16 protein-coding genes are annotated in these 13,842 nt (G+C 63.7%); 5 read left to right on the top strand and 11 right to left on the bottom strand.

Annotated elements, in window-relative coordinates:
• Positions 1–20 precede the first annotated feature (20 nt).
• Complete coding sequence (locus tag HGP13_RS07755; protein WP_172223531.1) at positions 21–461, top strand: cupin domain-containing protein; 441 nt, start codon at positions 21–23, stop codon at positions 459–461.
• Here the strand turns inward: HGP13_RS07755 and HGP13_RS07750 are convergent.
• The 3 genes from HGP13_RS07750 to HGP13_RS07740 are packed head-to-tail and all read right to left on the bottom strand — an operon-like array spanning position 436 to position 2,852.
• Positions 436–1,110, bottom strand: coding sequence for a lysoplasmalogenase (locus HGP13_RS07750; RefSeq protein ID WP_172223528.1), 675 nt, complete (start codon positions 1,108–1,110; stop codon positions 436–438). The genes HGP13_RS07755 and HGP13_RS07750 overlap by 26 nt on opposite strands.
• Positions 1,107–2,021: an EamA family transporter gene (locus HGP13_RS07745; RefSeq protein WP_172223526.1), complete on the bottom strand. Its 915-nt coding sequence runs from the start codon at positions 2,019–2,021 to the stop codon at positions 1,107–1,109. The genes HGP13_RS07750 and HGP13_RS07745 overlap by 4 nt, the downstream gene beginning before the upstream one ends.
• Positions 2,022–2,063: 42 nt before the next feature.
• The gene (locus HGP13_RS07740) at positions 2,064–2,852 is read right to left on the bottom strand and encodes a DUF3108 domain-containing protein (RefSeq protein WP_172223523.1); all 789 of its coding nucleotides are present in this window, start codon (positions 2,850–2,852) and stop codon (positions 2,064–2,066) included.
• Between the two features lie 259 nt (positions 2,853–3,111).
• Here HGP13_RS07740 and rpmB point away from each other — a divergent pair, with 259 nt between their 5' ends.
• The 3 genes from rpmB to HGP13_RS07725 all read left to right on the top strand — a co-directional run bounded on the left by rpmB (position 3,112) and on the right by HGP13_RS07725 (position 4,951).
• The gene (rpmB, locus tag HGP13_RS07735) at positions 3,112–3,408 is read left to right on the top strand and encodes a 50S ribosomal protein L28 (RefSeq protein ID WP_010911765.1); all 297 of its coding nucleotides are present in this window, start codon (positions 3,112–3,114) and stop codon (positions 3,406–3,408) included.
• Between the two features lie 178 nt (positions 3,409–3,586).
• Positions 3,587–4,267 carry a queuosine precursor transporter gene (locus HGP13_RS07730; protein WP_172223521.1) on the top strand — a complete coding sequence of 227 codons (681 nt, stop codon included), beginning with the start codon at positions 3,587–3,589 and terminating at the stop codon, positions 4,265–4,267.
• A gap of 3 nt (positions 4,268–4,270) precedes the next feature.
• The gene (locus HGP13_RS07725) at positions 4,271–4,951 is read left to right on the top strand and encodes a hypothetical protein (RefSeq protein ID WP_172223518.1); all 681 of its coding nucleotides are present in this window, start codon (positions 4,271–4,273) and stop codon (positions 4,949–4,951) included.
• 28 nt (positions 4,952–4,979) lie between these two features.
• Here the strand turns inward: HGP13_RS07725 and HGP13_RS07720 are convergent, their stop codons facing one another.
• The 6 genes from HGP13_RS07720 to HGP13_RS07695 form a co-directional block, all read right to left on the bottom strand.
• Positions 4,980–5,465, bottom strand: a complete 486-nt coding sequence (locus tag HGP13_RS07720; protein ID WP_172223515.1) for an SRPBCC family protein — start codon at positions 5,463–5,465, stop codon at positions 4,980–4,982.
• A 5-nt stretch (positions 5,466–5,470) separates the two neighbouring features.
• A complete protein-coding gene (locus HGP13_RS07715; protein WP_172234639.1) occupies positions 5,471–5,839 on the bottom strand; it encodes a metalloregulator ArsR/SmtB family transcription factor in 369 nt (122 codons plus the stop codon).
• A 276-nt stretch (positions 5,840–6,115) separates the two neighbouring features.
• A complete protein-coding gene (locus HGP13_RS07710; RefSeq protein ID WP_172223512.1) occupies positions 6,116–7,135 on the bottom strand; it encodes an esterase-like activity of phytase family protein in 1,020 nt (339 codons plus the stop codon).
• Complete coding sequence (gene cobT, locus HGP13_RS07705) at positions 7,132–9,030, bottom strand: cobaltochelatase subunit CobT (RefSeq protein WP_172223509.1); 1,899 nt, start codon at positions 9,028–9,030, stop codon at positions 7,132–7,134. Before cobT ends, HGP13_RS07710 begins: the two co-directional genes overlap by 4 nt.
• Positions 9,031–9,041: 11 nt before the next feature.
• Positions 9,042–10,028, bottom strand: a complete 987-nt coding sequence (gene cobS / locus HGP13_RS07700; RefSeq protein ID WP_027031308.1) for a cobaltochelatase subunit CobS — start codon at positions 10,026–10,028, stop codon at positions 9,042–9,044.
• Positions 10,029–10,151: 123 nt separating this feature from the next.
• Positions 10,152–10,772, bottom strand: a complete 621-nt coding sequence (locus tag HGP13_RS07695) for a J domain-containing protein (protein WP_172223507.1) — start codon at positions 10,770–10,772, stop codon at positions 10,152–10,154.
• A gap of 192 nt (positions 10,773–10,964) precedes the next feature.
• Between HGP13_RS07695 and HGP13_RS07690 the strand changes: the two genes are divergently transcribed.
• Positions 10,965–11,267 (top strand): BolA family transcriptional regulator, encoded by a 303-nt coding sequence (locus HGP13_RS07690; protein WP_172223504.1) that lies wholly within the window; start codon positions 10,965–10,967, stop codon positions 11,265–11,267.
• A 30-nt stretch (positions 11,268–11,297) separates the two neighbouring features.
• Here HGP13_RS07690 and HGP13_RS07685 read toward each other — a convergent pair whose 3' ends face one another.
• Together HGP13_RS07685 and HGP13_RS07680 are read right to left on the bottom strand one after the other, a co-directional pair.
• Positions 11,298–12,851, bottom strand: a complete 1,554-nt coding sequence (locus HGP13_RS07685; RefSeq protein ID WP_172223502.1) for an acetolactate synthase large subunit — start codon at positions 12,849–12,851, stop codon at positions 11,298–11,300.
• Positions 12,852–12,971: 120 nt separating this feature from the next.
• A complete protein-coding gene (locus HGP13_RS07680; protein WP_172234638.1) occupies positions 12,972–13,772 on the bottom strand; it encodes an alpha/beta hydrolase in 801 nt (266 codons plus the stop codon).
• Positions 13,773–13,842 lie beyond the last annotated feature (70 nt).

Raw genomic sequence — 13,842 nt, 5'->3', positions numbered from 1 at the left:
ACCCCGGGATTTCGGAGACCATGACCAGCTCCGCGGAAATCATCGCGACACTCGGACTGCAGCCGCATCCGGAAGGCGGCTGGTACGCGGAAACCTTTCGCGATGGCGCCGGTGGCACGCGCGGCCATTCGACCGCCATCTATTTCCTGCTGGAACAGCATCAGCTTTCGGCCTGGCATCGGGTCAAGGATGCCGCCGAGGTCTGGCATTTCCATGCCGGCGCGCCGCTGGCACTGTCGATATGGGAAGAACATACAGCCGTGATCGAGCAGGTGCTCGGCATCGAACTCGCCGCGGGCCAACGGCCGCAGATCGTCGTACCGGCGGGCTGGTGGCAATCGGCGCGCAGCCTCGGCGAATGGACGCTGGTCGGCTGCACCGTCGCACCGGGTTTTGATTTCGCCGCCTTCGAACTGGCCGAACCGGGCTGGCAACCTACCCGAGCAGGAACCCCAGCGTAATCGCGAGCTGGGCGGCGTAGTACAACACCCAGACGGCCAAACGCATCCAGCCGCGATGCGGCGAGATGGCCGCTACCAGGAATTTCTCGGTGGCGAGCAGCCCGTCCGAGGCCATGAACAGCACCGCGCCACCGATGACCCAGGCGCTGTTGGTGGTCAGCGCCGCCATGCCCATCGCCAGGATTGCCACGACATAACAGGCGATCGGAATACGCAGGCTGGGGCCGACGCGACGCCAGAGCGCCGCCAGCATGACGACCACGAACACCGCCAGTGCCAGTGCGATCGCCCCGCGCCAGGATTCGGCGCCAAGCAATCCCACCCCGCCACCGCTGCGCAGGAACAGGGCGATGTAGACAATGTGGGCGACAAGGAAGCTGGCCAACCCGCCGAGAAACGCCTTCTCGCCGTCGCGCGACAGGAAGGCGTCACCCACCGCGCTGAGCGCCAGCGCCACAATCAGCAACAGCGGGCCACCTTGCAGCGCCGCCAGCACGGCAAGCATCGCCACCGCGAGCGTCTTTGCCGCCGAGCGGGCGAGGCTCGGTGGCACGCCCAGCGTGAAAGCGTAGATCACCGCCGCCACCAGCGAGAAGATCAGCGTCGCATTGGCATTGGCTTCTATGCCGCCGTCGAATGGCATCGTCATGCTCCGGCTCCGCTTTCGGATCCCTCGGCTCCGCTCTCAGCCGCGGCCGGCTTGCGCAGGAACAGCGACTTCGCCGACAGTGCTGCGCCTCCGGTGATGAGCACGCAGGCGGCGAGGATGCGCAGCGACGGCTCGGCAACGCCGGCCGCGATCAGCACCAGCGTCGACAAAAGCGGCGCCCCATAGCTTGCCGCGCCCAGCACCTGGATGTTGCCGCGTTTGACGCCAATGTCCCAGGCATAGAAGGCAGCGCCCACCGGCATCAGGCCAAGGCCAAGCACCGCCAGCCACTGGCCGGTGCTATCAGGCAGCACCGTTTGTTCCAGCGCCAGATGGCAGATGAGCGACAGCCCGGCGGTTGCCGCGCAGAACCAGGTGACGATGCTGGTCGGCACCGAGGGAAACCGCCGCGACAAAAGCGAATAGGATGACCACAGCACGGCGCAGACGGCGGCCATGGCGTAGCCGAAGGCGTAGCGCGCATCAAAGGCCAGCCCACCGCCCTTGGTGACGATCAGCACGGTGCCGGCAAGGCCGAGCAGCGCGCCGACGACATGATTCCACGCCAGTTTTTCGCCCGGCATCAGCGCCGAACCGAGCACGATCAGCAGCGGCCATAGGTAGGCGATCAGGCTCGCCTCGACCGCCGGCGCGTTGCGCAAAGCGGTGAAATAGAAAAAGTGGTAGCCGAACAGGCCGGCAATGCCGATGAGCCACACCTGGGGCGGTATTTTCTGGCTCTTGTCGGCGGCCGGCATGAACAGCCGTGCGACAAGCCCGACCCCGGTGCCGATCGAGAAGGTTATCGCCGACAACAGGAACGGCGGCACCTTGCCGGACGCATCGGTGAGCAGCGCCAAAAGCGCCCACATGGCGACCGCAGAAAAACCGATCAGTGTTGCGCGCGCCATGTCCTCTCCAGTGGCGCACCCTTTCTGTCCCGAGGGGCGCGCCTATTGTACCGCTTCGAAACGCCCGGCGTTGATAGTCAAGGTGCCGATCTGCGTTCCGACCGTGGCGTGGATCGGCGCATATACGCCGGTTTGGCCGAGCGGCGCAAACGTCACCATCATGCGGCTTTTGTTCTTGAGATAGTTGAGCGCCTTGCGGCCCTTGCGATAGCCCGCGACCGGCTCGAAACCCATCCGGCAGGTGATGGTATCGCCCTTGTAGCCCGGCACCGAGATCGTGCCTTTCGAGACGTAGGTCAGTGTCAGGTCGGCGCGCATCTCGCCATCATAGAACTTGACCGTGCGGCCGCAGACCTGGTCGAGGCTGTCGGCATGGACGACGGTGGCGGCCATCGGATCGAGCACCGAAGCCAGGTCGCCGGCGCCGATCGGCACCCAGGCATTGGGGTCGCGCTTGCCCGGAGCGGGGATGACCTGCGTCGAAGTCACGGCACCATTGGTGAAGCGGATGTCGACCACCGACGCCTTCTTGCCGGAGGTGTAGTCGGCACGAAATGCCTGCGGCAGCAGCTTTTTGCCTGAAATCGTGCCCTTGGACGAGATCGTGCCGCGCGTGTCGTCGAACAGCTTGGCCAGTCCCGCGGCGGTTACGCTGCCTTCGATCGCGTAGGCGCCGTTCTCATAATGACTTGAGAACGTCGATCTCGCGATGGAGAGGCCAAAGAAGGAGACCGTGTATTCGCCTTTGAAGGACTGCGGTGAGGCCGCCGACGCGGTGGACGGCAAGGCGATGGCAAGCACGGCAGCGAGGGCTTGAGACGAACGAGGCATGGCGGGATCGGATCCTTGATTTTCGACCGGAGGCGGGCAACTCCGGTCTGGCATGTCCCTATGAGACCGCTTATAGGATGAAATCCGGCCTTAATATGAAATGCCGGGCGCTTCCGTGGGCAAGCCGGAGCTTGACGCCCCTGCGAAATGCAACTATGGAACGCCAACTTTTTCCATAAGGCCGCCTGACCAGAACCGCGCGCCACCCGGCGTGGGCACAAAGGTTTGGCAGGTCCCGAGAGAATTGAAGGTTAGAATTATGTCCCGCACCTGCGAACTCACTGCCAAGGCAGTCCAGACCGGCAACAATGTGAGCCACGCCAACAACAAGACCAAGCGTCGCTTCCTGCCGAACCTCGTCAATGTGACGCTGATTTCGGAAGCGCTGAACCAGAATGTGCGCCTGCGCATCTCGGCCAATGCGCTGCGTTCGGTCGAACATCGCGGCGGTCTCGACGCCTTCCTGGCCAAGGCCGACGTCAAGGAACTGTCGCAGCGCGCGCGTCTGTTGAAGAAGCAGATCGCCAAGAAGCTGGCCGAACAGGTCGCTGCGTAACATCGGATAGAGGCGGGGGACGACCGCCCTGGCCAATCTCTTGTTGGCCTCTGGCCAACCTTGTTGGCCTCGGGGCATCGGATAGATCCGCAAGGTTCGACATCCGGTGCTCACCTACGAAGCGAGCGTCGCCCGGTCGGTATGATGCTCCGCTGGTTCCATTACCCAGGATAAAAAAATGAGTTCCTTCTCCAGATATTTGCCCTTCGTGGCCGCCATGGCGCTCGTCGTCGTGGCGTCGAACATTCTCGTGCAGTTCCCGATGCAGGGCCAGATCGGCGGCCTGTCGCTGGCTGACCTGCTCACCTGGGGCGCTTTCACCTATCCCTTCTCCTTCCTGGTCACCGACCTCGCCAACCGCCGCTACGGGCCCGCCGTGGCGCGCAGGATCGTCTTTGTCGGCTTCATGACAGCGGTGGTCTGCTCGATCCTGGTTCCGCCCTTCCTGTTCCGCCATGGCCTGATCGAATTCGAGACCGCAGCCGACCGGCTGGTGCGCATTGCCGCGGCTTCGGGCGCCGCGTTCCTGTCCGCCCAACTGCTCGACGTCATCGTGTTCAACCGGCTGCGCCGGCAGAGCTGGTGGCGGGCGCCCATCGTCGGCACGCTGGTCGGCTCGGTGTTCGACACCATGGTCTTTTTCACCATCGCTTTCTCGGCCGCTTTTGCCTTCGTCGGCCCGAATGACAGCTTTGCGCTCGAGACGGCGCCGCTGATGGGTGTCTTCCACGTCGACGCCATGCGCTGGGTCTCCTGGGCGCTCGGCGACCTCTCGGTGAAGCTGATCATCGCCGTGGTCGCGCTCATCCCCTACCGGCTGCTCGCCGCCCGCTGGAGCCAGCCCGCCGTGGCCGTCTAAACCATGATCCCCTGGGTCCAGCTCGATTCGGCAAAGACCGGGGATGGTGTCCGAGAACTTCGCCTCAAGCGACGCGGCAGCGAATTCTCGATTATGCTCGGCACCAACGAGCTGATGAACAGCCGCCTGAGCGGCTCCGAGAAAGCGCTGGCGAAACTGTCCTGTGAAAGGATCACGGGCCATCGCCAGCCGAGGATCCTGATCGGCGGGCTTGGCATGGGTTTCACATTGCGCGCCGCCTTGGCCGAGTTGGGCAACGATGCCGAAATCGTTGTCGCCGAGCTTGTGCCGGCGGTCGTCGCCTGGGCACGCGGCCCAATGGCCGAGGTGTTTGGCGGCTGTCTCGACGATCCCCGCGTCACCATAGAGGAGACCGATGTCGGGCAGCTGGTACGGTCCGAGACCGCAGCCTGGGACGCCATTTTGCTCGACGTCGACAATGGCCCCGAAGGCATCGTCCACAAGGGCAATGACGCCCTGTACAGCCTGGCAGGTCTCGGCGCAGCGCGCATTGCCCTCAAGCCCGGCGGCGTGCTGGCGGTATGGTCGCAGGGGCCGGACAGCGGCTTTGTCAGGCGGCTGAAGCAAGCGGGCTTCGCGGTCGACGAGGTCAACACGCGCGCCAACGGCAAGCGTGGCGCGCGCCATGTCATCTGGATCGCCACCAACGGCTCACGGTCCTGACCGAAGCCGTCGCTGGCGGCATTCAGGTTTACTTTGATTTCTGGAGTTCCGCGCCAAGGGCCTCGAGCAGGCCCCGGGTTCCCTCCTCCCGCCCCTTGGCGGAATCGACGCCATCGAAGAACGCGCCTTGCTCGGTATAGGTCAGCCGCGTGCCGTCACCCGAAGGCGCCAGCTCCACAGTGGTCAGCGATGCCGACATGGGCTGTGGCCCGATTGCCATCCGGTAGGAAAACACGATGCGCTGGTCCGCAACGATGTCCTGGAACTGCGCGTCGAGCCTGATCTCCGGGCCGCCACCATAGCTGAAGCGCGACACCTCGCCGCCACCGACGCGAAAATCGAAGCTGAATTCGACGACGGTGAAACCGTCGCCTTCGACCCGCCAGCGCCGCACCGTGGCCTTGTCGGCAAAGGCGTGGAAGACCTTGGCCGGCGATTGCGGATAGGTCCGCTCGATGGTGAATGTGGAGTGGATGACGGACTGCTCGTCCTTCACGGGGGCGATCTGGTTCATTGCTGTTAGTCCTTTTCCTGATTCTTCTTGGGGGATTGGCCTTTTGGGGATGGGTCTGGCTCGGCCAGAATCTGGCCAAGCCGGTCGAGGTGGCGTTCCGCTGGTATGCGGCGTTCGGCAATCCAGTCGGCGAGCGGGGCGAGCCCGCCCGGTTCGATCCGGCAGGTGCGCACCCGCCCGATCTTTTCGCTGCGGATAAGCCCGCAGGCTTCCAGCGCCTGCAGATGCTGCAGCACGGCGGCAAAGGTCATGCCGAACGGCTCCGCCAGCTGGCTGACGGTGGCCGGTCCGCGGCTCAACCGTTCCAGGATCTGCCGGCGGGTCGGCTCGACAAGAGCGCGAAGAATGCTGTCGATCTCGGAATAGTTAAGCATGGACTTGAGTATTGCGCTGGCAGCGACAATTGTCAAGTCTCCACTAAAGTGTTTTGGCGAGCGCAATCGAGGGGTGGGGCAGTCGACCCCCACTCCGTCGACCTTCGCTCGTTTCCAGCCAATAGATGGGTAACAGTTCTCCGCCTATGTGTCCGTCGCAGCGCCAGGCGATTTGATGGCGCGGCGGCGCTACGGCGACGGAGTGGGGGAAGGTATCAAACCAAACCAAACCCGCCGTTGAAACCGTCAACTTCAGATTCGCAGTTGGAGCACCGCTCAATCCTGATGCAGGATAAATTCCAGGTAGAGGTTGCGCTGCAGGATCGAATGGTTGTCGTCGGAGATCAGCGACACCATCAGCGCGCCGTCGTCGCGGGTCCAGACGTCGAGCCCTTCCATATTGTCGATCTGGTAGCCCATGTCGGCTTCCAGCAGCACCGGTCCGTCGGCGACAGCGCCCTTCTCGACGCTCTCGCCATAAATGCGCCGCAGCCGCATCTTGAGGCCGCCAGCCATCGAGAAGCTGCGCTCCAGCAGCAAAAGGTCGCCATCCGGCAGGAAGGCGCCATCGGTGATGTCGAAGTCGCCGTTGCGCTTGACGGTGAAGACACCCTTGTGTGGCCCTTCGATGATGGCGGCATAGATGTTGCCTGATTTGTCGAGGCTCTTTTCCGAGACCACGACCAGGCCGCCCTGATGCTGGCCATTGGCATTGGCGTGGGTGACGGTCTCGAAGCCGCGGTTCTGGCGCAGTTCCCGCGCCGGCACCAGAAAATCCAGCTGCCGGAACGGCGCCTTCATGTTTGCCGGGTCGATCTTGAACTGAGCGACGCGATGGTTGCGCTCGAAACCAACGGTGGCGATGCCGTCCTTGACCGCGAGGCCTTCGGCATCGACTTCCCATTTCTCGTCGATCGGCTGACCCTTCTGGTCGACCATCTGCTGCATGCGGAAGTTCTGGATGCCCACGGGTCGCTTGTCGGCGTCGCGGGCCACCGTGCCGAAGAACCAGTATCCGGTGTCGGCCACGCCGATAAAATCGCTGCCCGCTTTCAGAAACCGAAAGGCCGACAACGCGCCAAAGTCGCGTGATGGCGAGGTCAATTCCAGCCCGCCAACGAATTCGAGCGGGCCGAACTGCTTGTCGGTGCGGCCAATATGGAATTCGGTGATCGGGCGGGCCGAGACTTCGATGGGCTCGACCGAGGCTGAGCCGGCTGACGCCGAAGCCACGCCGGCGAACAGGGCTATGACGGCGAACAGCGTCTGCCGAAACCCGCCGCGCGCAAAGATCATCCAGCGCGCCGCATGCCGCCGCGCCGCGTGTCGCGGGCGCTTTCCTCGGCAAACAGCGAAGCCAGTTGCTCGGTCATGGCGCCGGCCAGTTCCTCGGCATCGACGATGGTGACGGCGCGGCGGTAGTAGCGCGTGACGTCATGGCCGATGCCGATGGCCAGCAGTTCCACCGGCGAGCGCGTTTCGATCAGTTCGATAACGGCGCGCAGATGGCGCTCCAGATAGTTGCCCGGATTGACCGACAGCGTCGAATCGTCGACCGGCGCGCCGTCCGAGATCATCATCAGGATCTTGCGCTGCTCCGGCCGGGCGATCAGCCGGTTGTGCGCCCACAGCAGCGCCTCACCGTCGATGTTTTCCTTGAGCAGGCCTTCGCGCATCATCAGGCCGAGATTGCGCCGTGCCCGCCGCCACGGATGGTCGGCGGATTTGTAGATGATGTGGCGCAGATCATTGAGCCGGCCGGGGTTCGGCGGCTTGCCGTCCTTCAGCCATTTCTCGCGCGCCTGTCCGCCCTTCCACGCGCGCGTGGTGAAGCCGAGGATCTCGACCGAGACGCCGCAGCGCTCCAGCGTGCGCGCCAAAATATCGGCGCAGGTGGCGGCGACCGTGATCGGCCGGCCGCGCATCGAGCCCGAATTGTCGAGCACCAGCGTCACCACCGTGTCGCGGAATTTGGTGTCGCGTTCCTGCTTGAAGGACAGCGGCTGCATCGGGTCGATGACGACGCGCACCAGCCGCGCCGGGTCGAGGTAGCCTTCCTCGAGGTCGAAATCCCAGGAGCGATTCTGCTGCGCCATCAAGCGGCGCTGCAACCGATTGGCCAGCCGTCCGACGACGCCGGACAGATTGGCCAGCTGCTTGTCAAGGAAGGCGCGGAGCCGGTCGAGCTCTTCTTCTTCGCAAAGCTCCTCGGCGCCAACCGTCTCGTCGAAAGCGGTGGTGTAGACCTTGTAGTCGATTTCCTTCGGCAGATTGGTGAAAGGATTGTCATTGCGCCTAGCCTCGCCGGGCGTCTCGGCATCCGCATCGTCATCGTCGGACAGGTCGTCGGCGGTGGCATCGGACGCCTCCGTCTCGGACGACTGCTCGTCATCGGCCGACGCCTCGGCATCCTCGGACTGCGACTGCTCGGAGCCGGAATCCTCTTCGCCGCCCTCCTCGCTCTGCTCCTCGCCTTGCGGCTGGTTGTCGTCATTGTCCTCGGAGTCTTCGGTCTCCTGGTCGTCGCCGAGTTCCTCGGCCATCTCCATGGAGGCGAGCATCTCGCGCACGACGCGGGCGAAGGCCTGCTGGTCGCCGAGCTTGGCCGACAGCCCGTCGAGGTCGGCCTTGGCCTTTTCCTCGACCCAGGGCCGCCACAGCTCGACCAGCCGCTCGCCGCTCTTCGGCACCGGCCGGCCGGTCAGCTTCTCGCGCACCATCAGCGCTAGCGCTTCCTCGATCGGTGCGTCGGCCTTGTCCTTGACGTCGACAAGGTTGGCCTTGGCGTATTTGTCTTCCAGCATCGAGCCGATATTGTCGGCGACGCCTTGCATGGCGCGGCTGCCGATCGCCTCGACACGGGCCTGCTCGACCGCGTCATAGATGGCGCGGGCCGCCTTGCCTTCCGGTGCAAGCTTGGTGTGGATGCGCGCATCGTGGCAGGCGCGCTTCAGCGCCATGGAATCGCCGAGCCCGCGGGTGATCGCAATATCTGTCTTCGACGCCTTCTTCGGCAGTTCGGGCAAACGCGCGCGGCTGCCGGCAAGCGCCGGCCTGTCCTTGGCGAAACCGACTTCCAATTCCTTGTCGCCGGCAATGGCGCGCATGCAGACGGTGACGGCGCGCTTGAAGCTGTCGGCTTCAGACCCCGTCTTCGACTTGTTACGCGTGTTGTCGCCCGGACCCGCCATCGAGACCCTGCTTAGCCCAGCACCACGTTGGCGGCGCTTTCGGGCAGATCCTCGCCGAAGGCGCGCTGGTAGAACTCGGCCACCACCGAGCGTTCCAGTTCGTCGCACTTGTTGAGGAAGGTCAGCCGGAACGCCATGCCGATATTGCCGAATATCTCGGCATTCTCGGCCCAGGTGATCACGGTACGCGGGCTCATCACAGTCGACAGATCGCCATTGATGAAGGCCGAGCGCGTCATGTCGGCGACGCGCACCATCTTGTTGACGATGTCCTTGCCCTTGCCGTCGCGATAGTGCTTGGCCTTGGCCAGCACGATGGCGACTTCATTGTCGTGCGGCAGGTAGTTCAGCGTGGTGACGATCGACCAGCGGTCCATCTGCGCCTGGTTGATCTGCTGCGTGCCGTGATAAAGACCTGTCGTGTCGCCCAGGCCCACCGTGTTGGCGGTCGAGAACAGCCGGAACGCCGGATGCGGACGGATGACCCGGCTCTGGTCGAGCAGCGTCAGCCGGCCCGACGATTCCAGCACGCGCTGGATGACGAACATCACGTCCGGACGGCCGGCATCGTACTCGTCGAAGCACAGCGCGACATTGTGCTGGTAGGCCCAGGGCAGGATGCCGTCGCGGAATTCGGTGATCTGCAAACCGTCCTTGACGACGATCGCGTCCTTGCCGACGAGATCGATACGGCTGACATGGCTGTCGAGGTTGACGCGCACGCAGGGCCAGTTGAGCCGGGCGGCAACCTGTTCGATATGGGTCGATTTGCCGGTACCGTGATAGCCCGACACCATGACGCGGCGGTTGTAGGCAAAGCCGGCGAGGATCGCCAGCGTCGTCGCCTTGTCGAACAGATAGTCCGGATCAATGTCAGGCACATGTTCGCTGGTTACCGAATAGGCCGGCACCACCATCTTGGACTCGAAGCCGAATTTCTCCTTCACCGACACCGTCGTGTCGGGCAGGTTGGCGATGTCGCGATCGACCTTGTTCATATCTCTCAACGTCTCCACGGGCGAAACGTCCCGTTTCGCCGGCAATCGATTTTGTTCGGGGGCGGTCTTAAAGCGTTTTCCAACCTTATGAAAGTTGGAAAACGACACAAACCATAGGGTCGCTCAGCACAGGCCCGCCTGTTTGAGCACGCGATAGGCCTGCAGCACATCGCGGAACCGGTCTTCCGAACCTCTGTCGCCACCATTCGCATCCGGATGGTGACGTTTCACCAGTTCCTTATAGCGCGCCTTGATATCCTTGCCAGTCGCCTTTGTATCAAGGCCAAGCGTTTCCAGCGCCTTGGCCTCAAGCGGCTTGGCCTTGCGCTCGCGCGCCTCGCGCGGATCCTTCGGCCCCTTGAACAGGTCGAACGGGTCGCGCATGCGGTTGTAATAGCCGGCGCGGCCTGATCGATGCTGGGCAATATCGGGCGATGAACGCGTCGAGGCGCCGTTGACGCCCATCTTCCAGGTCGGCCGATGGCCGGTCATGGCTTCCTTCTGGAAGCGCGCGACCTCGGTGTCCGGCACGCCGGAGAAATAGTTGAAGCCCTTGTTGTACTCGCGCACATGGTCGAAGCAGAAACGGAAATACTCGCCTTCCTTCATCCGCCCGACCGGCGCGCGATGAGTGCCCGCTTCCTTGCAGCCGTCCCACTGGCAAATCGGCGAGTGCGACTTCAGCTCCGCGTCCTTGTCGGGGCGGACGCGAATCTTCTCGAAATATTTGGGATACGGCTTCATCTAACCCATTTATGGGGCGTTCGCAGATGCGAAACAAGAATTGACATTTTCGCGATCATCGCCCTAACCGCTGAATCGCGGCCTAAAGCAGGCGAATGGCGAATTTAGTTGCGAAACAGCGCCCCCCCTTGTGAAACCGGTTTCCGGTTTTCACGCTGGTGCGCCAGGCATATGTGGTGAAGGGAGACGGCGATGTCCATACAGACGACCATGGAAGACAAGCTCAACAAGGCATTTTCGCCGGAGCGGCTGGTCATCATCAACGAAAGCCATCTCCACGCCGGCCATCACCATCACGGCTCCGACCATCACGGCGCCTATGACGGAACTGGCGAAACACATTTTCGCGTCCGTGTCATCTCGCCGGTCTTTGCCGGCATGAGCCGCATCGACCGGCACCGCGCCGTCAACGAATTGCTGGCCGACGAACTGAAAGCCGGCGTGCATGCGCTGGCGATCGAGCCGGCCGCTCCCGGCGAAAAGACCCGCTGGTAGGCTAGACCCGCTCTCGCGTCTGCGGGGCGCTCAGATCACCGCTTGGATGAGAAACGGCCCGCGACGCGACAGGGCGCTGTCCAGCAGTGCGTCGAACAGCTCGCATGTGTCGGCACGCGCCGCCTCCACGCCCATGCCTTTGGCCAGCAACACCCAGTCCAGCGCGGGATGGTCGAGGTCGAGCATGCGTCTGGCGTTCTCGCCGATCGCATTGACGCCGACATTGCGCATCTCGCCGTGCAGGATTGCGTAGGTGCGGTTGGCAAAGACGATCGTCAGCACGTCGAGGTTTTCCCGCGCCTGCGTCCACAGACCCTGCACCGTATACATACCGCTGCCATCGGCCTCCAGATTGATCACCTTTCGGTCCGGGCAGGCGATCGCCGCCCCGGTGGCCATCGGAATGCCGCCGCCGATCGATCCGCCGGTGCCCATCATGTAGTCGTGCGGCGCGGCAAAGGCCGACAGCGCGAAGAAGCGCCGCGCCGAGGTGACGGCCTCGTCGCAGACGATCGCATTGTCCGGCAGCTTGCGCGCCACCGACAGTGCGATGGCGTCGTCCGTGAGCTTGCCGCTCGGCGCAGTTTCGTCCGGGAAAGCGGTCGCGACCAACGTCTGCTGCGATGGCTTGACGCCGAGTTCGTCGCGCAGTGCTTCCAGCGCCGCATTCAGGTCCTGACCATGCGAGGCAAGCGTCAGCACCTGGCAGTCGTCGCGGACCAGCCGTCCCGGTTTTCCCGGATAGGCGAAGAACGCGACCGGCTCCTTACCGCCGACCAGCACCAGAACATCGATGTCCCTCAGCAATGCCGTCGCCGCATCGATTGGATAGGGAATGCGGGTCGGCGCGACGCGCCCGCGGCCGCGTTGCATCCGCGCGATCAAAACCTCGCTGAACAGGCGGACATCGCAGGCCGTCGAGATCTGGCCGGCGATCTCGAGCGCATCGGCCCGCCCCGCCCGCCCACGAACGATCATGCCGACACGGCCCGGAGCCGCACGGATCGCAGCGGCGGTCTGGCGCACGACATCCCTGTCGACGGCCGGTGGCGGTGAAAGAACGACCTTGCCCGGTGTGACCGGGTTGGCGCCGCCCCATGCAGCATCCGCCGGCAGGATCAGCGTCGTGACGCAGGGCGGCGTCAGCGAGGCGCGGAAAGCCGCCTCGGTGGCCGGCTGGACGTCGGCTGGCCCCGAAATACGTCGCACCCAGTTGGACATTGGCGCCGCCAGGCCTTCGATATCGCTGGTCAGCGGCGCATCGAGCGGCAGATGGTAGGAGGCATGGTCGCCGACGATGTTGATCATCGGCGTTCTGGCGCGGCGGGCGTTGTGCATGTTGGCCAGCCCGTTGGCCAGGCCCGGGCCTGTGTGCAGCAGCGTCGCGGCCGGGCGGTCGGTCATACGCGCATAGCCGTCAGCGGCACCGGTCACCACGCCCTCGAACAGGCCGAGCACGCAACGCATCTGCGGTTTGCGGTCAAGGGCGGCAACGAAATGCATTTCGGACGTGCCGGGATTGGCGAAACAGACCGTCACATCATTGGCCAGCAGCACGTCGCACAAGACATCGGCGCCATTCATGCAATTTTTCTCCCTCTCATGAAGAGCAATTGCACCCACGGATGTCCGCACGGCAATATCCCGCCGCCGCTTTTGGCATGATCCAGTTGCAGGGATGGTCAAACGGAAAGTCGGCAGCGATCAGCCGACCGTCGATTTCAGGAATGTCAGCGCAGCCGCCGTCAGCGCATCACCATCTTCGCCGAAATCGTGATTGATCGACATGTGCGTATAGGCGCTGCCGTCGAACAGGGTGACTTTGGTACCGGTGGCGCGCAGGCGCTCGGCGAAGGCTTTCGAATCCTCGCCACGGCCGGACGCCCTGGAATAAGCGATGAAAGTCGGCGGATGCTTGCGGCCATCGACATAGCTTGCCGGCGACAGTGCCGTCCATTGCGAGGGATCGGAAAACACGCGGGCATAAGCCCTCACCATGCCGCCATTTTTCTCAAGCCCCGCGAGATCATAGGCCCTGGTATCGTCGAGCAGCAGCCCAGCGACACCGGGCAATCCACCGCGCATGCTGGTCAGCGCAATCAGGTGGCAACCGGCCGAATGGCCCATGCCAACAATGCGCTTGGGGTCGCCGCCAAGCCCGGCGATGTTGGCCCTGACATAGGCATGGGCCTTCTCGACGTCATTGGCCTGAGTGGCGACATCGGCATCGGGCAGCATGCGGTAATCGATCGAAACGAAGCAGAAGCCATTGGCTAGCAGGAAGGCCGGCTTGGCGCCCACCTGGCTGCGTTTGCCAAACTCCCACGCCCCGCCATGGACGAAAAACACCACGGGCAGGTTTTTCGCGCCGTCCGGCGCATAGACGTCGAGCTTGGCCGGGCCGTAGTCGAAGGTTTTGGGAGATGGCGACCACTGGCGTGCAAATGTCGTGGCCGGCAGAAAAGCCGCCATCGAAGCCAGAAGCAGAGTTCGCCGATCGATCATCATTTTCTCCTGGCTGCCCGGCGCAAAATGCACCGGGACGCCACGAAGTTCCAATGAAGGATTGGTAACG

Origin of the sequence: Mesorhizobium sp. NZP2077, from assembly GCF_013170805.1 — a bacterium.
In the GTDB taxonomy this organism is placed as follows: Bacteria; Pseudomonadota; Alphaproteobacteria; order Rhizobiales; family Rhizobiaceae; genus Mesorhizobium.
The sequence above is the reverse complement of the archived record's forward strand: the minus strand, read 5'-3'. Positions and strand labels throughout refer to the sequence as shown.